Here is a 23,634-nt window from a genome sequence, read left to right as displayed (position 1 = left end):
AGCATTGCCGCATGATGGATTGACAACATTTCGCAGGTGCGGGACAGATGTTCGGATTTCGTTAATGAAGGAGCACTTCGCATGGCTCAGGCCGCCCTCGCATCCCGCGCTCAAACCCTGGAAAACATTGTTGGAGGCACGCTGGCGCGCAAGGCCGTGATCACTGTGGCGGGCAGCATTTTCCTCGCGGCCCTCTCTCAGATACAAGTGCCTTTCTATCCGGTTCCGATGACGCTGCAGACGCTCGGCGTCATGCTGATCGGCCTGACCTTCGGTTTCCGCCTCGCAACTGCGACAGTCGCACTCTACCTGATTGAAGGCCTCGTTGGCCTTCCGGTTTTCGCCGGCTTCGCGTCCGGCCCGGCCGTGTTCGTCGGCGGCACCGCCGGCTACCTGTTCGGCTTTCTTATCGCTGCCGCACTGATGGGCTTCCTGGCCGACCGTGGCGTCACCAAGTCCTGGCCCGGCGCAATCGCCACCCTCATCGCCGGCGAAGTGGTGATCTTCGGCCTGGGGATCGCCTACCTCGCTCATCTCTATGGCTTCAACAAGAGCTTGGAATGGGGCCTCTATCCCTTCATCCTCGGCGATGTCGTCAAGACGGTCCTTGCCGCCCTGATCGGCAAAGGCGTCATCAAGGGTGCTTCCAACCTTGCCAGCCTCTGAGCTTCCAGACAATCTGTCGGATGCGATGCCCGTGCGTTTGCGCGGGCATCATTTTTTGTGCATCCTGACCTATCGCGGCTATGGCTACACACCGGCTTTTGTCGACAACATGACGGCGCTGGTGGATCAGATCGGGCGAGGCCGCCCGGTGATTCTCGTCGATGGACCGGACGATATCTGCGCCGGGCTGACGGAGGAGTGCCACAAAACATGCAACCACGATTGTTCCACGCCTTCCACGGTGGAGGTCGACCTGCTCGCAAGTGATGCGGTCAAGCAGTTGATCCCGCTCAGCTCCGGCGAACCCTTCGTGCTCGACCGCGAACATGTTGCGATCATGCGTCAGGAATTTGCCGGCGGCGCGATTCGGCGGGCTTGCGAAAACTGTGGGTGGAAGGATTTCTGCACGGCCATCGTCGCGGAAGGCTTTGCCGATACGAAGCTGTTTACGCCCGCGCGCTCCTGATCATTGGTTTGCGTCGTTCGCATTTTCCAGATTGGTTTGCACATAGCTGGTGCATTCCGGCGCGATCTTGTCCCACATGCTCTGATCGTCGAAGCATTTGGTGAGCGGCATCGGTCCGCATTCCTGCGCGACCTGTTCGGCGCACTCGTCCTCGTTCATGCGTGCCTGCGCAGTGCTTGAAAAGCTCCACGCCGCCAGCGCTGCCAGCGCTGTCAGCATCGCGATCCCCGTAAATTTCCTCATTGCTTCCTCTCCTTCTATAGGCGGCTGTGCGCCTCATTGAGGATCATGAGAAAAATTCGAGGGATCGCAAACGAAGATCTGAAGTGGCGGCGATGCCCCCAATAAAAGTCGGAAGCTACGGGCTCAGAGCCATTCCAGCTTGCCATCGGCATAGCGCAACAGTTTGTCCTGGGGGATATCGAGCCGGGCGGCTTCCTGCTTGTCGAGCGCGCCTGTCAGCTTGAAGATACAGCGGATGACGCCGCCGTGGCAGACTGCCACCGTCGGTCCGTCGATCTCCTTCAGCCAGGAGCCGACCCGCCAGGACAGGATTTCGTAGCTCTCGGCATTGTCGCCCGGTGGAATGAAATCCCATTTGCCGGTTTCGCGTTCCTCGACCCGGTCTGCTTCCGTCGCGGCGATCTCGGCATTGGTCCAGCCCTCCCAGTTGCCGAAGGAAATCTCCTTGAGGCGCGCGTCGATGCTGTAATCCTTGGCCTTGAGCCCGGCGGCGATCCGGACGCGCTCCATCGTCTCACGCGCTCGATCAAGCGGGCTCGAAACGAAATGATAGGGGGATAGGTCGCCGGCGACCCGCTTCAGTGCAATGCCGTTCTCGGTTGCCTGGTAACGCCCGGTCTCGTTGAGCGGTATATCCTGCTGGCCTTGCAGGCGATATTCAGCATTCCAGGCTGTCTGGCCGTGACGGATGATGTAAGTGGTCACGGCCCGACCCCGGTTGCATTCAATCCTTGATGACGGCGATATCCGGTGCGTCGACCGCCTTCATGCCGATCACATGGTAGCCGCTATCGGCGTGGTGCACTTCGCCGGTCACCGAGCGCGACAGGTCGGAGAGCATGTAGAGGCCGACGTCGCCGACTTCCTCGATCGTCACCGTGCGCCTGAGCGGCGCATTATATTCGTTCCACTTGAGGATATAGCGGAAGTCGCCGATGCCGGAGGCGGCGAGCGTCTTGATCGGGCCGGCCGAGATGGCGTTGACGCGAATGTTCTGCGGGCCGAGATCGACGGCGAGATAGCGCACCGACGCTTCAAGGGCGGCCTTGGCGACGCCCATGACATTGTAGTTCGGCATCACCTTCTCCGCGCCATAATAGGTCAGCGTCAGCATCGAGCCGCCGTCGGTCATCAGCTTTTCCGCCCGGCGCGCCACCGAGGTGAAGGAATAGACCGAGATCTGCATCGTCTTGGTGAAGTTATCGGCTGTTGTGTCGACATAGCGGCCGGTCAACTCGTCCTTGTCGGAGAAGCCGATGGCATGCACGAGGAAATCGATCTTGCCCCAACGCTCGGCAAGCTCGGCGAAAACGGCATCGATCGTCGATTCGTCGCTGACGTCGCAATGGCCAGCCAGCACGCCGCCGACTTCAGCGACCAACGGCTCGACCCGCTTCTTGAGGGCATCGCCCTGATAGGTGAAGGCGATTTCGCCGCCCTGCGCGTGAATGGCCTTGGCAATACCCCAGGCGATGGAGCGGTTGTTGGCGACGCCCATGATCAGCCCGCGCTTGCCCGCCATCAATCCGGCAGATTGAACCATGAAGCCCTCCAGAAACAGAAATTCTGGTTCGCCTATGGCACAGCCGGACCGGCTGTTCAAGCACTGGTGAAGTCACCAAATGTCAGAGGCCGCAAGATTCGGTGTATGGGTAAGCGAAAACAGCCAAGTGTGTCCGTCTTTTCAACAATTTCCGTCATCGTTCCGTCACAGATACAGGCCTTCGCGCAAGGATCGCATCAGGTCGATCACCTTCTGGTCCGGACGATCCCAGAGCAATACCTGGACCTCGGCGATCAGGTTGCCGCGCATGCCATGACCCTTCGGCAGACCCTTGCCGGCAACGGTGATCCGATAATGCGAACCCGTCCATGGCGGGATCGTCACCTTCGTCTGCCCGTCCGGCGTCTCGACCGTGGCCTCGCAGCCAAGTACGGCATTTTCGATATCGATGTCGACATGGGTGATGAGGTCGTAGCCATGCGGCCGGAACCAGTTGTGCGGCCTGATCCGGAGCGTCGCCACGAGGTCGCCACGCTTGATGTTCGGCAGGTTGTGACCGCGGCCTTCGACGCGGATCTGCGTGCCGTCTCTGGCGTCATCGGGCATTTTCAGCGTGAACGGCGCGCCATCCGGCAGCAGCACGGATTGGCCGATGCGACCGATAATATCCTCGATCGACACATGCACATCGATGCAGAGATCGGGCGCCTTTTCCGGCGGCGCCTGCCGGGTCCAGCGCCGGAACAGATAGTTGATCAGGTCGAGCGCCGAGCCATGGCGCGGAGGCTCCATGCCTGACACCGCTTCAGCAGCCTGCGAATCGTCGGGATGTTTGGGCGCCTTGCTTTCTGGCTGATGCGGTGCTTCCCTCATCTCCGGCTTGCTGGTGCCGAAAATCTTGGAGACGACTTCCTCCGGGGGAGGGACATCTTCCTTCGGGGCATTTTTCGCAGCTTGGGCAGCGGCTTGCGCTGCGGCAGCCGCGCGGGCGCGCGCCTCCGCTTGAGCGCGTGCCTCAGCCGCCGCTCTTGCTTCGGCAGCGGCGCGGGCTTCCGCGGCAGCGCGTGCTCTTTCCTCACGCTGCTCCATGAACGTCTTTTCCCCGCCGCTCGCCCGCGCGCGCGCCTCGTCGAAAAGGCGACGCTTGTTGGGGTCTTTCAGCAGGTCATAGGCACGACCCGCCTCCGTGAACCGTCGGGCGGCGTCCGGATCGTTCGGATTCTGGTCGGGATGCAGCGCCTTGGCGGTGGCGCGCCATGCCGACTTTATCTCCTGCTGGTCGGCATTCTTCTTGACGCCGAGTATGGAATAAGGGTCACGCACAACAATCTACCCCTTGCATGCTGGCCGTCATGTCCGTCATCCTTCCTTCGGACCGTCAGCCGATTTCCTTGAAACTAACCATCTGCCATTCGCTGCTGCCGACAAGGCAGGCCTTGCCGGAAAAATTCGAAATCCCGTTATAGGAATGGCGGGACGTCGTAAAATTGCGGCAGACATAGCTGCCATTGTCTTCCTGCGTGATCTGGTTGATCACGCCTGCACTGCCGGTCGATGTGTTCGCCCAGGGGATTTGCACCGGCCCGGGCTTGGACAAATCGGCCGAACTCACCGCATTGCGCACCGTCGCCTCATCCGAATCCCTGTCCGACGGGGCCTTGTAGGTCTGGTCGATCGAACTCGTCGTCAGGCTCTTGTCCGGCGAAGGACCCAGGCCCCCCACGAAACCGCTGCCCATGCAGCCGGAAACGCAAACGGGCACGATCACCACCGCTGCTAAGCGGGTGGCCGTGGTGATAAACCCCTTTTTGCTCCCACTCGGCTTTGATATGTCTGGCAACAGGTACGCCCGATCGACTTTAACACTGGCATAGGCTTTTGCGGATCATGAGCGAGAATGAGTTAAAAAGCGGTGACTTTACGGATGAAAACGAGCCATTTTCCCTGTTTGGCACATGGATGAAGGATGCAGAGGCCGCCGAGGTCAACGATCCCAACGCATTGGCGCTCGCCACCGTCGACGCCGACGGCCTGCCGAATGTCCGCATGGTCCTGCTCAAGGGCTTCGACGCCGACGGCTTCGTCTTCTATACGAACTACGAGAGCCGCAAGGGCACGGAACTTCTGGGTCAGAAAAAGGCGGCAATGGTATTCCACTGGAAATCGCTGCGCCGGCAGATTCGTATCCGCGGCGATGTCGAGCCGGTGACGGATGCGGAGGCGGACGTCTATTTCGACAGCCGCGCCCGCGGCAGCCGCATTGGCGCCTGGGCATCGAAACAGTCGCGGCCGCTCGAAGGCCGGTACGCGCTGGAGAAGGCCGTCGCCGAATATACCCTGAAATTCGGCATCGGCGCGATTCCGCGTCCGCCCCATTGGTCAGGTTTTCGCCTGAAGCCCATATCGATCGAATTCTGGCACGACCGACCATTCCGCCTGCATGACAGGGTCGAGTTCCGCCGTGCAGGCGAGGGCTGGGAAAAGATCAGAATGTATCCCTGAACGGAGGTTTGATGAGCAAGCGAACGGATTTCATCGCGGCGCTCTACCGCTGCTTTAATACCAGGGACATGGAGGCGGCCCTCGCAATGATGGCCGACGACGTCGAATGGGCAAACGGCATGGATGGCGGACATGTCCACGGCCGCGAAGGCGTCCGAGATTATTGGACGCGCCAATGGGGCATGATCGACCCGCATGTGGAACCGTTGTCGATCACTGATGAGCCGAACGGCAGTGTCGTGGAAGTGCAACTGGTGGTGTGCGATCTCGATGGCAAGGTCTTGGCGGATCAGATCGTGCATCACCGCTTCGAGATCGAGGTCGGCATGATTCGTCGCTTCGACATCGTCGGCAAGTTGTCGCTGATCATCCCATCAGCTTGAACGGCACGCCCGACGCCAATGCCCGGATATAACGAGCCTTCTGGTATTGACCGTTGAGCGAGATGCGCGGCACGGCCGTGCTATCGTCGACATGCGCCTGGCCAAGCGTGCCCGGCCGTGTGGTGACGGCAATATCGATGCCGAGCGAATGGATGATCTTGCGCTCACGTTCTGAGACGGAGCGACCGTCTCCATAGGGATAGGCAAAGCTTTTCGGCCGGCGACCGCTGATCGCTTCCACGCAAGCGATCGACCCCGCTATCTCGCGCTCGGCTTCATCTGCGGCAAGCCTCACCAAGCCACGATGGCTGATCGTGTGTGCACCAAAGGCGACCAGCGGGTTATCGGCGAGCTTTGCCAGTTCGTCGGTGCGCAGCGTCAAATCGCGGGTGAGGGCGAGCGCGTCGACGCCGGCCAGCTGCGCAACCTGATCGAGCTGGGCGACCGCCGCAGTTTCATCGGTCGAGTTGATGAAATCGGAGAGCCGTGAAAATGCTGCCGCTTTTTGCGCAGATGTCGCCGTCGCCAGCGGTTCCTTGCCGGCGCCGAAGTCGAATTCCAGCTGCTCGACCTTGTTGAGCAATACGGCCAGGGTTTCCCACCACATCGAATGTGTCGCTTCGACGAAACCCTTGGTGATGAACATAGTGAACGGCACACCGTGCCGGGTGAAGACGGGGGCGGCGAAATCGGCATTGTCGCGGCAGCCATCGTCGAGCGTGAATGCGGCCAGGCGCTCCGAGCCGCGAGCCGCGAGCCGCGTTCGGATCTCTTCGAGCGGCACGAAGCGATAGCCTTCCTGCTGCAGTGTCAGGATGGCGGTTTCGAGGAATTCGGGGGTAATGTCGAGGATGTCGTTCGGCTGGAATTCGCTTTCGGGCCGTGGCCGGACATGATGCAGTGTGAAGATCGCCCCGCGGCCGCGTGCGCTGGCCAGCATGGGCGCCAGCAACGGCGTCGCCTCGAGGCCGGTGGTGATCACGGCCCGCTTGATCAACGGCGTGGCAATCGTCTTCAACTGAGCGAGCATGGGCGGCCACCGGCGAAAAGGATGTTTCGCGTGAGCCTAGCAGCCGCCTGTTAATCGGAACTGAATCGTACCTATTGAATGATCTGTAAGTCGTTGATCATGCGCTTGCCATCCGTGTCGGTATAGAACACCACGACCTTCACGCCCGCTTTCAGCCCATCGAAATCGAAAGCGTCGGATGCCTGATATTGCTTGCCGTCGCTGAGCGTCACAGTCTGATGATGTTCGTCGACATGTTCCACCGTGCCTTCGGTATCGGCACTTTGGGCAAAGCTCGCCATGGGGATGAGGAAACCAAGCAGGGCAATGAGAACTGCGAATAAAATATGCACGTCTGTCTCTCCCTTGCCCCGCAAATCACTGATATCGGGATTTACCCCTTTGAATGTGTCAAAATTTTTCCCGGAATGGGGTTTTTGCCGGCCGTAAATCTTAATGTCCGGAAATTCGTGCCGTTCGTTGTTTGCGCAACCAGCGTCCATACGGATGGGCGTCTGGCGCAGCGCCGATGAATTTCGCACGAAAGCGCTTCAATTTTCGCATTCGAGGTTCTATGAGTGCCGCCGGATATCCGTTTCGAGTGGTGCGAGCCACCCACCGTCAGGCAGAGTTTCATGTCGCATAACACGTTCGGTCATCTTTTTCGCGTCACGACCTGGGGAGAAAGCCACGGCCCGGCGCTCGGCTGTGTCGTCGACGGCTGCCCACCCGGCATCCGCTTCACGCTCGCCGAAATCCAGCACTGGATGGACAAGCGCAAGCCGGGCCAGTCGAGCTTCGTCACCCAGCGCCGCGAAGACGACATCGTCAAGGTCTTGTCGGGCGTCATGGCCGATGCCGATGGCGAGACATTGATTACCACCGGCACGCCGGTATCGATGCTGATCGAGAACACCGATCAGCGCTCGAAGGACTACGGCGAGATCGCCCGTCAGTACCGGCCCGGTCACGCGGACTACACCTATGATGTCAAATACGGCATCCGCGATTATCGCGGTGGTGGTCGCTCCTCGGCGCGCGAAACCGCGGCGCGGGTGGCGGCCGGCAGCCTGGCGCGCAAGGTCGTGCCGAACCTCGTGGTGCGCGGTGCGCTGGTGCAGATCGGCACGCACAAGATCAACCGCGCCAATTGGGACTGGTCAGAGGTCGACAACAATCCGTTCTTTGCTCCGGACAAGGAGATCGTCCCGGTCTGGGAGGACTATCTCTCCGGGATCCGTAAGGCCGGTTCCTCGGTTGGTGCGGTGATCGAAGTCGTCGCCGAGAATGTCCCGGCCGGCATCGGCGCGCCGATCTATGGCAAGCTCGACCAGGATATCGCTTCTCTCCTGATGTCCATCAATGCCGTCAAGGGCGTCGAGATCGGCAATGGCTTCGCCGCCGCCGAGATCACCGGCGAAGAGAATGCCGACGAGATGCGCATGGGCAATGACGGCAAGCCGCTCTTTCTGTCCAACAATGCCGGTGGCATTTTGGGCGGCATTTCCACCGGCCAGCCGGTGATCGCCCGCTTCGCCGTCAAGCCGACCTCGTCGATCCTGACCGAGCGCCAGTCGATCGACGCCGACGGCAAAAATGTCGAAATCCGCACCAAGGGCCGGCACGATCCCTGCGTCGGAATCCGTGCCGTTCCTGTCGGCGAGGCGATGGTGGCATGTGCTATTGCCGATCACTATCTGAGGGATCGGGGCCAGACCGGCCGGCTGACGAAGGGGCAATAAGTTTCATGGCCTATGACCAGAAGCGCGTCGTCGACGCGATCCGTGCGTTTGAAAACGGCGAAATCGTCGTGGTCACCGACGACGACGACCGCGAGAACGAAGGCGACCTGATTGTCGCCGCGGTCCATTGCACGCCGGAAAAGATGGCCTTCATCGTTCGCCACACGTCCGGCATCGTCTGCACCCCGATGCCGAAGGAAGAGGCGCGGCGTCTCAATCTCAACGCCATGGTGGCCGAAAACGACTCGGCCCACACAACGGCTTTCACCGTCTCGGTGGACTTCAAACATGGCACGACGACGGGCATTTCCGCCGACGATCGGACGCTCACTGTCCGCAATCTCGCCAACCCGAATGCCGGCGCCTTCGATTTTGTCCGGCCGGGCCATATCTTCCCCTTGGTGGCGCGCGAGGGCGGCGTGTTGATGCGCTCTGGCCATACCGAAGCGGCCGTCGACCTCTGCAAACTCGCGAGCCTGCCGCCGATCGGTGTGATTTCCGAACTCGTCAACGACGACGGAACGGTCATGCGCGGCCCGCAGGTCGCGGCCTTCGCCAAGGAGAACGGCCTCAAGGAAGTCTCCGTCGCCGACCTCATCGCCTACCGCCAGCGTAAGGAAACACTGATCGACCGTGTCGCCAGCTTTGATGTCCAGACCGAATATGGTCCGGCCAAGGCGCATACCTATTCGCTGCCTTGGGACCCGATGCAGCATCTGGCGGTGGTCTTCGGGGATATTCGCGATGGCGAGGACGTCCTGGTCCGTCTCCATATGGAAAATGTCGCGGGCGATGTGTTCGCCAAGGACCGGCCGGTCGAGCGCTTCATGAAGCGCATCGGCGAGGAGCGCCGCGGCGTGATCATCTACCTGCGCGAAGGCTCCGTCGGCGTCGGCGCCACCGATCACAATCGCAAGCTCGGCCATGGCCGCGAGGGTATCGAAGAACACGCCCAGGCCAGGCAGCGCGAGAGCGAGTGGCTGGAAATCGGCCTCGGCGCCCAGATCCTCAAAGATCTCGGCATCGCCTCGATCCGCATCCTGTCGTCGCGCGAGCGTCACTATGTCGGCCTTGAAGGCTTTGGTATCAAGATCGAGAAGACGGAACTGCTCTGATGCTTGTCCTGCATGTCGGGCCGCACAAGACCGCCACGACCTGGCTGCAATATAATTTTCATCACAATATCAAGGCGCTCGAACAGGCCGGCTGGTACTATCCCCAGACCGGCGTGCGCGTGCGTGTCGCCCATCACGATCTCTCTGATAATCCCGACGAGGTGCTCGACGAGAAAAGTGCCAAATTCCGCGAGTTGAAGCAGATCGCCGCCAAGGCGAAAGAGAAGGATCTCAACATTCTTCTCTCTTCGGAAGGTTTCCGCCATTGGGAGCCGAAACACCTGAAGAGGCTGCAGGAGATCGTGGCGCCGCAAAAGCTGCATATCGTCTATTGCGCTCGCGATCCCATTTCGATGCTCTATTCCTTCTGGGTGCAGCAGGTTCGTACCGGCACGCGGGCGTCCTTCCCGGATTTCAGCCAGAAGCATATCGAGCGCGCCAGCAGTTCGAGCATCCTCAACCCCATGAGTGAGATCAAGGTGTTGCGCGATCTTGAGGACGCCGAGCTGTCGATCCTGCTCTATGATGAAATCCGCCGCCAGGAGCGGGATATTTTCGACGTTTTCGTCAGCGACATCCTCAGGATCGGACCGCTGCCGCATTCCGACGATGCCCGCGGCAATGACCGGCAACCGATCGAGATGACCGAGTTCATGCGGCTGGTCCTGCTGCGCGCCGGCAAATGGAGCGAGGGCGCCGATGTTGCGATCGGCCGCGTCTTCCACTACATGCTGCCGCGCTCCACGGAGGAAAAGATCGTCGCGGCCGTTGGTGCGGTGGAAGGCGCCCGCCGTATGCTGGTCATCGAGCGCGATCTGCCGATCCTCGACAAGGTCGAATATCGGCTGCTCACCAATTATCGCGATGTGCTGGTGCCCCAGCCCGCGGGTGAAAAGCTCTTCCTCGAAGGCTCGGAAGAATGCGTCTACTATGACGGGGCCGTGCTCGAAGCGGATCCGGCTGTCGCCAGGCTGCTGGACCAGGTCTCCAACAAGTTCCGCGCCGGCGGCCTGCATCTCTGGGTGATGAACTGGTCGCGATTCTGGCTGTCGCTCTATCGCCGCATCATGAAGGTCTTGCGGCGCTGATCGCGCTCGGCTTAGCTGCGTCTGAGACTAGCGAGTCGGAGCATGACGGTTCCGGCCATGTCGAGGGGAGACGGGCATGTGGGATTTCTCTGTCGGCAGGACAGTCGGGCTGATGCTCCAGACCTTGCCGTTCATCATCATGCGCATGATCGTCTATTTCGGCATTACCATTGCCTATCTGGTGGCGACAAGTGCAGGCGCGCTGGTCGGCTATGGCGTCGGTCACGTCAGTGACGATCCTGCCGCCTTCAGCCTCTGGGGCGGTGTCATCGGTTTCGGCGTGGTCTCGGTCGCCGTCTACTGGGTGCGCGAATATATTCTCTACATCCTCAAGGCCGGGCACATCGCCGTCATGGTCGAGCTGATGCAGGGCAGGGCGCTGCCGGAGGGCAAGAGCCAGATCGACTATGCCAAGGGTGTCGTCACTGCCCGCTTCGGCGAGGCCAACGTGCTCTTCGCGCTCGACCAATTGGTCAAGGGCTGCATCGCCGCCATCACCGGTCTGATCGGTGGCATCGCCGCTTTCCTGCCGCTGCCGGGATTGAACGGGCTGGTCGCCTTCATCAACACGGTGATCCGCCTGTCGCTCACCTATGTCGATGAGATCATCCTCGGCTACAATATCAAGCTCAACAGCCGCAATCCCTGGGAGACGTCGCGCCAGGGCCTGGTGCTTTACGCCCAGAACGGCAAGACCATGGTCAAGAACGCCATCTGGCTAAGTGTCATGCTCTGGGTCGTCGCGATCGTCATCTTCATCGTCATGCTGGCGCCGATGGCAGGCCTGTTCTTTCTGCTGCCGGGCGACATCGCCGGCTGGTCCTTCGTTGCGGCGATCGTCTTCGCCTGGGCCTTCAAGGCGRCATTTCTCGAACCTTTCGCCATTGCCGCACTGATGGATGTCTATTTCCGCGTCATTGAAGGCCAGACACCGAATGTCGAATGGGACCGCAGGCTCGCGGAGGCCTCGGCCAAGTTCCGCGAGTTGAAGGAGAAGGCGCTGGGCGGGGCGATGGCGTAGCGAAGCTCTGGGAGCTTGCGCTGCTTCAGTCGCGTGCGTCACCGTGCGGCAGGCGCCGCAAAAGCGCGTCGACGATATGGTCGGTCAGCTTGCCATAATCGCCATCGTAGTGATGAGCGCCGGGAAGTTTCAGAAGCTCCGCCTTCGTGCCCGCAAGCGCCGGGCAGCCGGTGTCTTCCTCGTCGGCGCCGTAGACGCACTGGATCAGGCTGGTGTCGATCTTTTTCGCGTCGACTGAAGGGTCGCCGGCCGTACCTGCGCCCTTGGCGCCGGTCCAACCGAGCACCGAGACCTCGTAGTCGGCTTCGTGTGAAAGCCCCATCAGCGAAATCAGCTTGATTCGCGCCTTTGTGCGTGGCTGCAGCGCGAGATAGGTCGATGGGATAATATCGGCGCCGAAGGAATAGCCCATCAGCGCGACATAGCGCGTGCCGAAGCGGCGCGAATAGGCGTCGACCAACTGGTCGACCAAAGCCGCCGTTTCCCCCGCCGAGCGTTCGGACCAGAAATAGCGCAGTGAATCCACGCCGACGGAAGGGATGCCCTTGGCCTGCAGATAGGACGCCACTTGGCTGTCGATGTCGCGCCAGCCGCCGTCGCCCGAAATGATCACGGCCATGACGTCGCTTTTGGGCGGCGTGTCGGTGACGTCGATCGGCAACTCGTCTTCGCTCGTCTGCGTTTCGTTGATCAGTTGGGCGAGTTCGCCCTGCAAGTAGGCCTGGGGCGTAGCGGCCGCAGTGCCGGTTTCGATCTCCGGATTGAGCGTTTTCCATGCCGAAAGGTCCGGCGGAGAGGCCATCAGCTTGTCATCCGCTAGGACCACGCGCACGCGCTCGGTCAGATGCTTTGCCGGATCGAAACCGTATTGCTTTGCGGCTGCCAGGGGCGGTTGCGCCTGCGCCCGGCAGGTCGGCTTCGAGAGTGTGAAAGTGGGATCCGGATTGACGGCGATCGTCTGGCTGATCGTGGCATCAGCAGTCTGTGCCGCGAGATAGAGCGCCATGGAGGCGCCGGCGCCGGTGCCGACGATGATCGGCGCCTGGTAGCCGGTGCTGCCCGCCTGTTTCTGCTTGAGCCGGCTCAGCCGCTCGATCGCCGACATCGGATAGAGGCATGGCCGCGCCTCCGCTTCGACCGCCTTGACATAGAGCGACAGGTCGATGCCGATGACCAGCGCACCTTTGCCCGAAAGGTCTGCGGCAAGCGTCGCATTGTCTTTCGACCAGCCGCTTTTGTCGGAGATCATCACGATCGTCGCCGTGGGCTTGCCCTGCGGCATCGAGATGATCGGCGAGGGTACCGACGATAGCGGCTGTGGCGCTTGAACCGCACCATTGGCCGCCATCGCACCGAAGCCAAGCCCGAGGGCCGCTCCGAGAAGGCCCAGCCGTCTCATCGGGTGAAAATGCCTTTGACACCGCCGGCGATCAGGACCGCCGTTGCCGCTGCCGTCATGTAGGGATTGGCTTTGCGTGGCACGGCGAGAAAACGCGGGCGCCATTCCGGGTCGAATTTCTGCTTGAATGTTCTCAGGCCGGCAAAGTTGTAGAAGCGGTTGCCGCGCTCGTACATCGCATTGCCAAGCTTATCCCAGAGCGGCGCGCCTGGGCCTTTCAACAGGCCGGAAAGCGGCGCCATGCCGAGATTGAGACTATGATAGCCCTTGGCCTTCAGCGTTTCGATCAACTTGACCATCAGAAGGTCCATCGAGCCGCGATGGGCGCCGGGCACRAAACGCATCAAGTCGACGAAGGCATGCCGCCCGTCGCCCGAACAGAGCACATTGGCAAAGGCTATGATCCGGCCTTCCTGCCGGATGACGACGGAGGGATGAGCCAGCACATAGCTGGGCGAGAACCAGCCCAACGAAAACTGCTTTTCGCGCGCATTGCCTTCGCTGAGCCAGGCGTTCGACACGTCGGCAAGCTCGTGGAGAATCTTGGTTATATCCTGCCGCTCCACCCAGTCGAATTCGAGCCCGTCACGAACGGCGCGATTGATCGCGCGTCGAAGGTTGGCCCATTCGCCGCCATTCATGGAAAAGCGTTCGACATTGACCTCGGCCAGCTCACCGAGCTTGTAGCCGGCAAAGCCGCGCTGGCCCGCAAGCAGCATGAAGCGCTGCGATGCCTGATAGAACACCGGAACTGCGCCCTTGGACGTGGCAAGCCGCACGAACTTGTCGAGCATTTCAGGCCATGTATCCTGCGGTCCGACTGGATCGAACAGTGCAACGAGACGGCGTCCCTGCTGCGCATACATGATGAAGGCCGTGCCGGCATCATTGAAGACGAGTTCCTTGTCGCCCAGGCCAACGAGATGTGCCTCAGCGACACTGCTTGTGGCAACGATGCTCGCAGCGAGAGCGCCGCTATCCGGATGGACGAAGCCGAAGCCACCCACCCTGACATGCTCAGGCTGCAGGGCCGGCCCGCCGAGCAAGGCCACACCCTGACTACTTCCCGTCACGCGCCAGGAAAACAGCTGCGTGCTGGCTCGCCAGATCGGCAGAAAAACTTGATTGCGGCGCTGATTTTCCTCGCCGGTCGTGTCCGTTTTTTCGATGTGTATCCCGCCAACATCTCTGTTGGTCTTTCGGATGGTCCGCATCTTCAACATATAACGCCCTTATGCCTAGCCAAACATTTCGTGCTCAGCTGAAGCTCGCCGGTGCAAAGCGAGATTCATCCCAAACTCCAACGATGTCCCCGTGCGCACGGGGCCTTGCAATTGCGGCAAGAAGGTGGCGAAAACGCCTTGTTACGAATAATTAACAATCACGGAATTTTGTTAAACTATATTATAAAACAATGGCTTGTGAAAATTTACTGTTATGGCGACATTTGAACGCACCCCCCTGATTAGGGGACGGCTGGGCCGGTGGCACCGACACAATTCTTCTTGTAATTTTCCTACATTGCGCCTCGGCCTGTTGAGGCAGATGATCTGTCCGTGCATGAGCGCAAAAGACGAGACCGAGCATAAAAATCTCCCAGCGAAACCGAAGGAAATTCCGATGTTGTCCGATCTGTCGCAGCGGTTTGAGGCCGCATCCGCCAACTATGCCGCTGAGAACGGCATCGTCCGGGATGATGACTGGTTCCTGCTCAAACTCGTCGAGGAACTCGGTGAACTGACGCAGGCCGCAAACCGCCTGAGCGGCCGCGGCCGGAAGAAAGGTTTGAGTGATCAGGAACTGCGCACCGCATTTGCGGACGAGACGGCTGACTTGCTAGGCCATGTCCTGCTGCTGGCTCATCGGCATGGCGTCGATCTGCACGCCGCAATCGCCCGCAAATGGCGGTTTACGCCAGGCGCCTGAACAGACGTCAGGCCTTGGTCCCACCCACCGTCACGTCGTTCATCAGCAGATGCGGCTGGCCGACGCCGACCGGTACCCATTGGCCGCCCTTGCCGCAATTGCCGATGCCGGTGTCGAGCTTGGAATCGTTGCCGATCATGGCAATGCGCTTCATCGCGTCGGGACCATTGCCGATCAGCATGGCGCCCTTGACCGGCGCGGTGATCTTGCCGTTCTCGATCATATAGGCCTCGGTGCAGCCGAACACGAATTTGCCTGACGTGATGTCCACCTGCCCGCCACCGAAGGACACGGCATACAGGCCGCGCTTGACCGAGGCAATGATTTCGTCCGGCGTCTTGTCGCCCGACAGCATATAGGTGTTGGTCATGCGCGGCATCGGCGCATGCGCATAGGATTCGCGCCGGCCGTTGCCGGTGGGCGCCATGCCCATCAGTCGCGCGTTCTGCCGGTCCTGCATATAGCCGACCAGCCGGCCGTCGTCGATCAGCACGTTATAGGCCGCCGCAGTGCCTTCGTCGTCGATATTGATTGAGCCGCGTGCGCCATCGATCGTGCCGTCGTCGACCACGGTAACGCCCTTGGCCGCCACCATCTCGCCCATCAGGCCGGCAAAGGCCGAGGTCTTCTTGCGGTTGAAGTCGCCTTCCAGGCCATGCCCGACGGCCTCGTGCAGCATCACGCCCGGCCAGCCGGAGCCGAGCACGACATCCATCGAGCCGGCCGGCGCGTCGTCGGCGCTCAAATTGACGAGTGCCTGGCGCAGCGCCTCGTCGGCGCCATACTGCCAGCTATCGGTACTCAGGAATTCGCCGAACGGCCGGCGGCCACCAAAACCATAGGAGCCGCTTTCCTGCTTCGAGCCTTCACCGGTGACGACGGAAATGTTGAGCCGCGTCATCGGCCTTATGTCTTTCATCCGCGTGCCGTCGGCCCGGACGATCTCGACGATCTTCCAGGACGCGTTGATCGAGGCCGTCACCTGCCGCACCTTCTCGTCCCTGGCGCGCAGATAGGCGTCGATCTCGGTCAGCAGCGCGACTTTTTCCTCGAAGGAGGGCGCGCCGATCGGATTTTCGGTGCCGTAGCGACGGGAATTGGTGCGCTGCGGGCTTTCCGCATATTGTCCGGAATGGCCACGCGTGACAGCGGTCACGGCATCGGCGGCCCGCTTCAGCGCGCCTTCGGACAATTCGCCGGAATGCGCGTAGCCGACAGCCTCACCCGCCACCGCGCGCAGGCCAAAACCCTGGTCGGTGTTGAAGCTGCCACCTTTCAGGCGACCGTTGTCGAAGGTGAGCGATTCCATCTCGCCATATTCGACATAGAGCTCGCCATCGTCGGCATCGCTGAGCGTGTCGGCGACGAAGGATTGCAGCTTGCCTTCGGAAAGGTCGAAATTGGCGAGGAGATCGGATGTCATGGCAAATGCCTTTATGGCGTGAACAGGCGTCTAAAATAGGGTCCTGTCGAAACAGGATCAAGCGGTTCCCATTCCGTTACAGGGATTTCAGCCCGTCGGAAATTCCCTTGAGGTCCACCGGAATGCCCATGCCGTCTTCCTCTGCCGAAAGGAAAACGGTGAACACCGCCTGCTTGCCGGATTTCAGCTTGTCGACCACCTGGTCGCTCAGCACGGCATCGGAAAAGCAGCCGAGCGATGAGCAGAGGACGAAATAGGACCGCCCGAGATCGACGCCGTCGACATAGAGGCCGACGCCGGCCGGCAGATAGACATGTGCCTCGAGTGGCAGGGCTGTCCTGAGGACCGTGACCGACTTCTTGCTCGCCGGATCGACATAGCGCAGAAGAGCCACCGACAGCACCACTTCCGGCCGCTCTTCCGAGGCGACACGCTGGATCAGCAGGCAGGCCGTCTTGTCCTGTTGGTTGCACACTGTCGACCATGCGCCGGTGGTGGATTTGAGCGAGCCGAATAACCGTCCGTCGGCGTCGCGGAAGGGGGCGGGCTTTTCTTCCTTGACGGTTGTTTTTTCCGTCTGGTCGGGCGTAGCATTGTCCTGGGCGGGAGCCGCGGTCGTGGTACTGTTGGCGGCAAACGCGCTACTCAGCGACAAAAGAGACGAGGGCGCGATCGCCAGCAGCATGGCCGCGGAGAGGGCGATCGCGGCTGACCGGAACGGAAAGGCCGCTGCAAAAATGCCAGGTTTCGTCGACGTGCGGTTCATCTCTCTCCTGAAAATCATGGCAGCGCGTCATAGCCCTGGGCGAACCCCTTGAGGTCCACCGGAATGCCGATGCGCTCGTCCTTCGCCGCCGTCTTCGGCTGGTCGCGGATCCAGAATACCGCCGTCGAGCCGGCGCGCAAGATCTTGAGCAGGTCGTCGGTCAGCGCCACTTCCGCATAGCAGCCTTCGGAGAAGCAGCGGATGAATTGCGTCTTGTTGAGATCCTTGCCGTCGACGATCAGCCCCAGGCCGCCATCGGTGGGTTGGAACGGATCGAGCAGTACGCCGAGCGGCGCCAGGACTCTCAGGATGCGCGCCTTGCGGTCGGCGGTCTTGAGCACGACCACGGACAGCCCGACATCCGGGCGATCTTCGGCGATGACGTTCTGCATCAGCGCGCATTGCGTCTCCGCTGCACCCGTAGGCCGGTTGCAGACGATCGACCAGGCGCCATACTGCTTCGGTGCGGTGTTCGTCGCGGCGGCGCGCGCCGATCCCGCCAGAGAGGCCGCGAATGCAATTGCGAGAACCGCAAGCCGCAGGAAAAGGCGGACGTTCATAAAAACCTCGAATCAAGGCGCCGTTCGTTCGTCAGGCTCTCTAAGCAGACTTTCGTTGGCAAGCCAACGATTCATCCGCTTGGAGCCCCTCGTCTTGTCTCAGGTTCTTGTCGGAAAACCGCGAGGCACTTTTCCGGAACCTGCTTAGAACGAAACGCCGCCAGCGTAAATCGTGGCGAAACCAGCTTCGCCGAGACCGTCTAGCTACATAGCCGCGACTTGGGCAAAAGCACGGCAAGCTGTTGTCCGATTTGAGAAATCGCTTTGCATTTGAAAAACCTGGAATTTTTGTCACTGGGTCTTGATCTTGTGCAAAAATGCCGCATTAAACGGGGGCTGCTGCTGTTGCGGCAGGCCTGAAACTATGGTTTTAAGGTGCCGTAGAGGGATTCTGTATGGTCGGGTTGATCCTGGTCAAAGAAGTGGGGAGATTTATTCGTGAAGAACAAAGTTCTAGCGGCGCTGGCAGCCTTCACGGGCCTCGTGTCTGCGTCGGCGGCCTATGCCGACAAGCCGGTGCCATGGCAGCTGGACCTGCAGCAGGCGGCCACGCCTGTGATGGAAGAGGTTCGCTGGTTCAATCACTATACGCTGTGGTTCGTCGTTCCGATCACGCTCTTCGTCCTCGCGCTGCTGATTATCGTCATGATCCGCTTCCGCGCCAGCGCCAACCCGGTGCCGTCCAAGACCAGCCATAACACGCTGATCGAAATCCTCTGGACGGTCGGTCCGGTCGTCATCCTGCTGGCCTTCGCCATTCCCTCCTTCCAACTGCTCACCATGGAACTGACCCAGCCGGAAAAGCCGGACCTGACGATCAAGGTCACCTCCACGCAGTGGAAGTGGACCTATGAATATCCGGCAGCCAAGGGCCTTTCCTTCGATTCCAACATCCTGCAGGATTCCGACCGCGCGGCAGCCGGCAAGACGGACCTTGAAAAATATCCCCGCCTGCTCGCCGTCGACAACGAACTCATCGTGCCGCTCAACAAGACCGTACGCGTCATCGTCACTTCCGAGCCGAGCGACGTCATCCATTCCTTCGCCATGCAGTCCTTCGGCATCAAGGTCGACGCCGTTCCGGGCCGCATGAACGAGACCTGGTTCCGGGCCGAGAAGGAAGGCCTCTATTACGGCCAGTGTTCGGAATTGTGCGGCAAGGATCACGCGTTCATGCCGATCGCCATCCGTGTCGTGCCGGAAGCCAAGTATAATGCCTGGCTTGCCGCTGCTGCGACCGATCTGCCGTCCGCCTACAAGGCGCTCATGGCCGCCGTCGATGGTCCGAAGAAGACCGTCGACGTTGCCGCGAAGTAAGTTTTTCGAGGAAGTGACCGCCATGGCCGACCATTCCGTACACGACACCCATTCCGCTCATGATCATCATGACGCGCACGCTGCGCATGATGATCACGGTCACAGCCACAAGCCGGGCTTCGCAGCCCGCTGGCTGTTCTCGACCAACCACAAGGACATTGGCACGCTCTACCTGATCTTTGCGATCTTCGCGGGCTGTGTCGGCTTCCTGCTCTCCGTACTGATGCGCATGGAACTGCAGGAGCCTGGCATCCAGATCTTCCACGGTCTGGCGCAGATGGTTTATGGCGTCGACGCCAACGCAGCCGTCGATGCCGGCAAGCAGATGTTCAACGTCTTCGTCACTGCGCATGCGCTGATCATGATCTTCTTCATGGTCATGCCGGCGATGATCGGCGGCTTCGCCAACTGGATGGTGCCGATCATGATCGGTGCGCCGGACATGGCCTTCCCGCGCATGAACAACATCTCCTTCTGGCTGATCCCTCCGGCCTTCCTTCTCCTGCTTCTGTCGATGTTCACCGATGGCACGTCGGGCTTCCACGGCGTCGGCGGTGGCTGGACGCTCTATCCGCCGCTCTCGACCACAGGCTCTTCCGGCCCGGCTGTCGACCTGGCGATCTTCTCGCTGCATATCGCCGGTGCCTCGTCGATCCTCGGTGCGATCAACTTCATCACCACGATCCTCAACATGCGCGCCCCCGGCATGACCATCCACAAGATGCCGCTGTTCGCCTGGTCCGTGCTGATCACCGCCTTCCTGCTGCTGCTGTCGCTGCCGGTGCTCGCCGGCGCCATCACCATGCTGCTGACGGACCGCAATTTCGGCACCACCTTCTTCTCTCCTGAAGGCGGCGGCGACCCGATCCTGTTCCAGCACCTGTTCTGGTTCTTCGGTCATCCGGAAGTCTACATCCTGATCCTGCCGGGCTTCGGCATCATCAGCCACATCGTCTCGACCTTCTCGAAGAAGCCGGTCTTCGGCTATCTCGGCATGGCCTATGCCATGACCGCGATCGGCGGCGTCGGCTTCATCGTCTGGGCTCACCATATGTATACGGTGGGTATGTCGCTTGAGGCGCAACGCTACTTCGTCTTCGCCACCATGGTCATCGCGGTGCCAACCGGCGTGAAAATCTTCTCCTGGATCGCCACGATGTGGGGCGGCTCGATCGAGTTCAAGACGCCCATGCTCTGGGCGATCGGCTTCATCTTCCTGTTCACCGTTGGTGGTGTCACGGGTGTGCAGCTCGCCAATGCCGGCCTCGACCGTGTGGTCCACGACACCTACTTCGTCGTCGCGCACTTCCACTACGTGCTGTCGCTCGGCGCCGTGTTCGCCATCTTCGCCGCCTGGTATTACTGGTTCCCGAAGATGACCGGCTACATGTACAACGAGACGTTCGGCAAGCTGCACTTCTGGGTCACCTTCATCGGCGTGAACCTGGTGTTCTTCCCGCAGCACTTCCTCGGTCTCGCCGGCATGCCGCGCCGCTACATCGACTATCCGGATGCGTATGCTGGCTGGAACTTTGTTTCCTCCATGGGCTCCTATATCTCGGCTGTTGGCTTGGTCATCTTCTTCGCCGGCATCTGGGAGGCCTTCTCCAAGAAGCGTGTCGCTGGCGACAATCCCTGGGGTGTTGGCGCCGACACGCTGGAATGGCAGCTCTCTTCGCCGCCGCCCTACCACCAGTGGGAACAGCTGCCGCGCATCAAGTAAGCGCAGGAAATCTAGAGAACCGCCGGTGGCGGTTCCCTCACTGATATGACTATCTGTAGAGACTGAAATGGCACTATTGGAAAGCGAAAACACTGTGACCGGTGCGGAACCGCTGAGGATATCAGAGGCGACGTTCCAGGACTATTTCGCGCTTCTCAAGCCGCGGGTGATGTCGCTTGTCATCTTCACGGCGGTGGCCGGCATGATCGTGGCGCCTGGCCACATCCACCCGGTCATCGGCGTCATCGCCATCCTCTGCATCGCCGTTGGTGCGGGCGCGTCGGGCGCGCTCAATATGTGGTATGACGCCGATATCGATGCCGTGATGAGCCGCACCGCCAAGCGCCCGATCCCCGCGGGCCGCATTGAGCCGCGCGAGGCGCTGGCCTTCGGCATCACGCTGTCAGGCTTTTCCGTCGCGGTGCTCGGCCTTGCCGTCAATACGTTCGCAGCCGGGCTGCTGGCCTTCACCATCTTCTTCTATGCGGTCATCTACACGATGTGGCTGAAGCGCTGGACGCCGCAGAATATCGTCATCGGCGGCGCCGCGGGCGCCTTCCCGCCGATGATCGGCTGGGCAGCCGTCACCGGTGGCGTGTCGATTGAAAGCATTTCGCTGTTCCTCATCATCTTCCTCTGGACTCCGGCACATTTCTGGGCGCTCGCACTGTTCAAGATGCGCGACTATGACGCCGTCGGCGTGCCGATGCTGCCGAATGTGGCGGGTGAGAAGGTCACCAAGGACCAGATTCTCGTCTATGCCGTGCTGACCGCTGTCGCCGGCGTTGCTCCGGCCATTCTCGGCTTCGCCTCGCCGGTCTATGGCACCGTGTCCGGCCTGCTCGGCGTCGGCTTTGTCTGGTATTCGGTCCTCTGTCGGCGGATGCCGGATGGCGATCCGGCAATGAAACCGGCCAAGAAGCTGTTCGCTTATTCGATCGTCTACCTGTTTGCGATCTTTCTCTGCCTGATGCTGGATCACTTCGGCGCTGGCCTCTATCACGCCGTTGGCGGAAGGATCTGACCATGGAAAAGGTCGAAACGATCGAACTCACCGAACGCCAGAAGCGCTCGCGCCGCAACCGTAATGTCGCGCTCGGCGTCGTGCTCGGTGCGCTGGTCATCATATTCTACGCGATCACGATCATCCGCATGGTGCCGGGAGGCCATCAGTGATGAGCGAACTGGCGTCCGTTAACGAGCCAGGCCCGAAGAAGCCGCAGCGCAACAATCTGGCGGTGCTGGTGTCGTGCCTGGTCTTCGTCGGCGTCATGGTCGGCGCCGCCTACGCCGCGGTACCATTCTACGATCTTTTCTGCCGTGTCACCGGGTTCAACGGCACGGTGAGACGGGTCGAACAGGCCTCCGACCGTATCCTGAATGACCGGATTCGCGTCGAGTTCGACACCAATGTCGCCTCCGACCTGAACTGGGACTTCAAGCCGCTGCAGGACTATGTCGACCCGCGCCTCGGCGAGACGGTCGAGGTGAAGTTCCGCCTGACCAATCATTCGACGCGGGAAAAGACCGCGCGGTCCGTGTTCAATGTCACGCCGATGACGGCCGGGCCCTATCTCAACAAGCTCGAATGCTTCTGTTTCACCGATATCACCCTGAAGCCGGGTGAGACGCGCGACATGCCGGTGGTCTTCTTCGTCGATCCGGACATGAAGACGGCGCCGGAAACACTGGGGATGAAAGTTTTGACACTGTCGTATACACTCTACGGCAAGGAGACACAGAAGCCGGTCGCGGATGCGAACGAGGCTTCGAACGCAAAGAAATTGTAGTCTGGCTGCGGCCGATGCGCCGCGGGCAAGGGGAATGGAGAGCCGGGGACAAAATGGCAGACGCACACCAGAAACAACACGACTACCACATCATCGATCCAAGCCCGTGGCCGATCATTGCGTCGATCGGCGCGTTCATCTTGATGTTCGGCGCCGTTTGCTTCATGCGCTGGCTGCACAATAGCGAGTTCCATATGTTTGGCGGCAATCTCGCCAATCCCTGGCTGTTCTTCATCGGCCTGATCGTCATACTCTACTCGATGTACTCCTGGTGGGGCGACACGATCAAGGAAGGCCAGGAAGGCCATCACACTCGCGTCGTGTCGCTGCATCTGCGCTACGGAATGATGATGTTCATCGCTTCCGAAGTGATGTTCTTCGTCGCCTGGTTCTGGGCCTTCTTCGATGCCAGCCTTTATTCCGGCGAGACGATCCAGGCCGCACGCGTCGCCTTCACCGGTGGCCAATGGCCGCCGAAGGGCCTCGAAGTGCTCGATCCCTGGCATCTGCCGATCTATAACACTGTTATCCTGCTGCTCTCGGGCACGACGGTGACCTGGGCGCACCATGCGCTGCTGCACAACGACCGCAGGGGCCTGATCCAGGGCCTGGTGCTGACCGTGCTGCTCGGCATGCTGTTCACCTCGGTCCAGGCCTACGAATATGCGCATGCGCCGTTCTCCTTCTCGGAGTCGATCTATGGCGCGACCTTCTTCATGGCGACCGGCTTCCACGGCTTCCATGTCATCATCGGCACGATCTTCCTGCTCGTTTGCCTGATCCGTGCATCCCTGGGCCAGTTCACGCCGACGGCGCATTTCGGTTTCGAGGCTGCTGCCTGGTACTGGCACTTCGTCGACGTCGTCTGGCTGTTCCTATTTTTCGCCGTCTATGTCTGGGGCGGCTGGGGCGCGCCGCTGGCGGCCGGTTGATCGGAACAAGCAATTTGCTCTACACTTGGCGCCCGGGAAACCGGGCGCCTTTCATTTGT

General features: G+C 60.7%; 27 protein-coding genes. 15 read left to right on the top strand and 12 right to left on the bottom strand.

The annotated features are described in order from the left end of the window. Positions 1–81: 81 nt before the first annotated feature. Both AC1D06_RS10760 and AC1D06_RS10755 read left to right on the top strand, forming a co-directional pair. A complete protein-coding gene (locus tag AC1D06_RS10760) occupies positions 82–666 on the top strand; it encodes a biotin transporter BioY (RefSeq protein WP_477986222.1) in 585 nt (194 codons plus the stop codon). Between the two features lie 25 nt (positions 667–691). Continuing rightward, positions 692–1,132: a DUF1284 domain-containing protein gene (locus AC1D06_RS10755; protein ID WP_477986221.1), complete on the top strand. Its 441-nt coding sequence runs from the start codon at positions 692–694 to the stop codon at positions 1,130–1,132. On the opposite strand, the gene AC1D06_RS10750 is transcribed toward AC1D06_RS10755, so the two are convergent. From AC1D06_RS10750 to AC1D06_RS10730, 5 genes are all read right to left on the bottom strand, one after another. Beyond that, positions 1,133–1,375: a hypothetical protein gene (locus tag AC1D06_RS10750; RefSeq protein WP_477986220.1), complete on the bottom strand. Its 243-nt coding sequence runs from the start codon at positions 1,373–1,375 to the stop codon at positions 1,133–1,135. It abuts the gene before it with no gap. A 123-nt stretch (positions 1,376–1,498) separates the two neighbouring features. Then, entirely contained in the window at positions 1,499–2,080 is a 582-nt protein-coding gene (locus AC1D06_RS10745) for a histidine phosphatase family protein (RefSeq protein WP_477986218.1), read from the bottom strand. 19 nt (positions 2,081–2,099) lie between these two features. Further along, complete coding sequence (gene fabI, locus AC1D06_RS10740) at positions 2,100–2,918, bottom strand: enoyl-ACP reductase FabI (RefSeq protein ID WP_477880182.1); 819 nt, start codon at positions 2,916–2,918, stop codon at positions 2,100–2,102. A 165-nt stretch (positions 2,919–3,083) separates the two neighbouring features. Continuing rightward, positions 3,084–4,202: a DnaJ C-terminal domain-containing protein gene (locus AC1D06_RS10735; protein WP_477986217.1), complete on the bottom strand. Its 1,119-nt coding sequence runs from the start codon at positions 4,200–4,202 to the stop codon at positions 3,084–3,086. A 55-nt stretch (positions 4,203–4,257) separates the two neighbouring features. Continuing rightward, the gene (locus AC1D06_RS10730) at positions 4,258–4,719 is read right to left on the bottom strand and encodes an RT0821/Lpp0805 family surface protein (protein ID WP_477880178.1); all 462 of its coding nucleotides are present in this window, start codon (positions 4,717–4,719) and stop codon (positions 4,258–4,260) included. Between the two features lie 47 nt (positions 4,720–4,766). Here AC1D06_RS10730 and pdxH point away from each other — a divergent pair, with 47 nt between their 5' ends. Together pdxH and AC1D06_RS10720 are read left to right on the top strand one after the other, a co-directional pair. Then, complete coding sequence (pdxH, locus tag AC1D06_RS10725; RefSeq protein WP_477986216.1) at positions 4,767–5,381, top strand: pyridoxamine 5'-phosphate oxidase; 615 nt, start codon at positions 4,767–4,769, stop codon at positions 5,379–5,381. Between the two features lie 11 nt (positions 5,382–5,392). After that, entirely contained in the window at positions 5,393–5,764 is a 372-nt protein-coding gene (locus AC1D06_RS10720; RefSeq protein WP_477986215.1) for a nuclear transport factor 2 family protein, read from the top strand. Here the strand turns inward: AC1D06_RS10720 and AC1D06_RS10715 are convergent. Beyond that, complete coding sequence (locus AC1D06_RS10715) at positions 5,748–6,794, bottom strand: polysaccharide deacetylase family protein (protein WP_477986213.1); 1,047 nt, start codon at positions 6,792–6,794, stop codon at positions 5,748–5,750. The two genes, AC1D06_RS10720 and AC1D06_RS10715, sit on opposite strands and share 17 nt — an antisense overlap. Before the next feature lie 71 nt (positions 6,795–6,865). Continuing rightward, positions 6,866–7,126 carry a DUF1344 domain-containing protein gene (locus AC1D06_RS10710; protein WP_477880171.1) on the bottom strand — a complete coding sequence of 87 codons (261 nt, stop codon included), beginning with the start codon at positions 7,124–7,126 and terminating at the stop codon, positions 6,866–6,868. Between the two features lie 282 nt (positions 7,127–7,408). On the opposite strand from AC1D06_RS10710, the gene aroC reads away from it, so the two are divergent. The 4 genes from aroC (at position 7,409) to AC1D06_RS10690 (ending at position 11,739) form a co-directional block, all read left to right on the top strand. Then, on the top strand, positions 7,409–8,515 hold the full coding sequence (gene aroC, locus AC1D06_RS10705) for a chorismate synthase (RefSeq protein WP_477986211.1): 1,107 nt from the start codon (positions 7,409–7,411) through the stop codon (positions 8,513–8,515). Between the two features lie 5 nt (positions 8,516–8,520). Further along, positions 8,521–9,630, top strand: coding sequence for a 3,4-dihydroxy-2-butanone-4-phosphate synthase (gene ribB, locus AC1D06_RS10700; protein WP_477986209.1), 1,110 nt, complete (start codon positions 8,521–8,523; stop codon positions 9,628–9,630). Beyond that, positions 9,630–10,718, top strand: coding sequence for a sulfotransferase domain-containing protein (locus AC1D06_RS10695; RefSeq protein ID WP_477986208.1), 1,089 nt, complete (start codon positions 9,630–9,632; stop codon positions 10,716–10,718). Before ribB ends, AC1D06_RS10695 begins: the two co-directional genes overlap by 1 nt. A 76-nt stretch (positions 10,719–10,794) precedes the next feature. Beyond that, positions 10,795–11,739, top strand: coding sequence for a hypothetical protein (locus tag AC1D06_RS10690; RefSeq protein WP_477986207.1), 945 nt, complete (start codon positions 10,795–10,797; stop codon positions 11,737–11,739). Between the two features lie 25 nt (positions 11,740–11,764). Here AC1D06_RS10690 and AC1D06_RS10685 read toward each other — a convergent pair whose 3' ends face one another. Both AC1D06_RS10685 and AC1D06_RS10680 read right to left on the bottom strand, forming a co-directional pair. After that, complete coding sequence (locus AC1D06_RS10685) at positions 11,765–13,138, bottom strand: AcvB/VirJ family lysyl-phosphatidylglycerol hydrolase (RefSeq protein WP_477986206.1); 1,374 nt, start codon at positions 13,136–13,138, stop codon at positions 11,765–11,767. Continuing rightward, complete coding sequence (locus AC1D06_RS10680; RefSeq protein WP_477986205.1) at positions 13,135–14,361, bottom strand: phosphatidylglycerol lysyltransferase domain-containing protein; 1,227 nt, start codon at positions 14,359–14,361, stop codon at positions 13,135–13,137. Before AC1D06_RS10680 ends, AC1D06_RS10685 begins: the two co-directional genes overlap by 4 nt. Positions 14,362–14,758: 397 nt before the next feature. Between AC1D06_RS10680 and AC1D06_RS10675 the strand changes: the two genes are divergently transcribed. Further along, positions 14,759–15,064: a pyrophosphohydrolase domain-containing protein gene (locus tag AC1D06_RS10675; protein ID WP_477986203.1), complete on the top strand. Its 306-nt coding sequence runs from the start codon at positions 14,759–14,761 to the stop codon at positions 15,062–15,064. Between the two features lie 7 nt (positions 15,065–15,071). Here the strand turns inward: AC1D06_RS10675 and tldD are convergent, their stop codons facing one another. The 3 genes from tldD to AC1D06_RS10660 all read right to left on the bottom strand — a co-directional run bounded on the left by tldD (position 15,072) and on the right by AC1D06_RS10660 (position 17,813). Next, complete coding sequence (gene tldD, locus AC1D06_RS10670; RefSeq protein WP_477986202.1) at positions 15,072–16,487, bottom strand: metalloprotease TldD; 1,416 nt, start codon at positions 16,485–16,487, stop codon at positions 15,072–15,074. A gap of 76 nt (positions 16,488–16,563) precedes the next feature. Beyond that, entirely contained in the window at positions 16,564–17,253 is a 690-nt protein-coding gene (locus tag AC1D06_RS10665) for an invasion associated locus B family protein (protein WP_477986201.1), read from the bottom strand. 14 nt (positions 17,254–17,267) lie between these two features. After that, the gene (locus tag AC1D06_RS10660; RefSeq protein ID WP_477880157.1) at positions 17,268–17,813 is read right to left on the bottom strand and encodes an invasion associated locus B family protein; all 546 of its coding nucleotides are present in this window, start codon (positions 17,811–17,813) and stop codon (positions 17,268–17,270) included. Between the two features lie 438 nt (positions 17,814–18,251). Between AC1D06_RS10660 and coxB the strand changes: the two genes are divergently transcribed. The 6 genes from coxB to AC1D06_RS10630 all read left to right on the top strand — a co-directional run bounded on the left by coxB (position 18,252) and on the right by AC1D06_RS10630 (position 23,575). Further along, a complete protein-coding gene (coxB, locus tag AC1D06_RS10655) occupies positions 18,252–19,130 on the top strand; it encodes a cytochrome c oxidase subunit II (protein WP_477880156.1) in 879 nt (292 codons plus the stop codon). Between the two features lie 22 nt (positions 19,131–19,152). Then, a complete protein-coding gene (gene ctaD, locus AC1D06_RS10650) occupies positions 19,153–20,853 on the top strand; it encodes a cytochrome c oxidase subunit I (protein ID WP_477986200.1) in 1,701 nt (566 codons plus the stop codon). Between the two features lie 67 nt (positions 20,854–20,920). Beyond that, positions 20,921–21,877: a heme o synthase gene (locus AC1D06_RS10645; RefSeq protein WP_477880153.1), complete on the top strand. Its 957-nt coding sequence runs from the start codon at positions 20,921–20,923 to the stop codon at positions 21,875–21,877. A gap of 2 nt (positions 21,878–21,879) precedes the next feature. Beyond that, a complete protein-coding gene (locus AC1D06_RS10640) occupies positions 21,880–22,029 on the top strand; it encodes a hypothetical protein (RefSeq protein ID WP_477679694.1) in 150 nt (49 codons plus the stop codon). Continuing rightward, a complete protein-coding gene (locus AC1D06_RS10635; RefSeq protein WP_477880152.1) occupies positions 22,029–22,643 on the top strand; it encodes a cytochrome c oxidase assembly protein in 615 nt (204 codons plus the stop codon). Before AC1D06_RS10640 ends, AC1D06_RS10635 begins: the two co-directional genes overlap by 1 nt. A 53-nt stretch (positions 22,644–22,696) precedes the next feature. Beyond that, entirely contained in the window at positions 22,697–23,575 is an 879-nt protein-coding gene (locus AC1D06_RS10630; protein WP_477880150.1) for a cytochrome c oxidase subunit 3, read from the top strand. Positions 23,576–23,634: the final 59 nt, after the last annotated feature.

The organism is Rhizobium sp. P2_G2, assembly GCF_056403555.1.
Note: the sequence above shows the minus strand (reverse complement) of the source record. Positions and strands in the feature narration are given on the sequence as shown.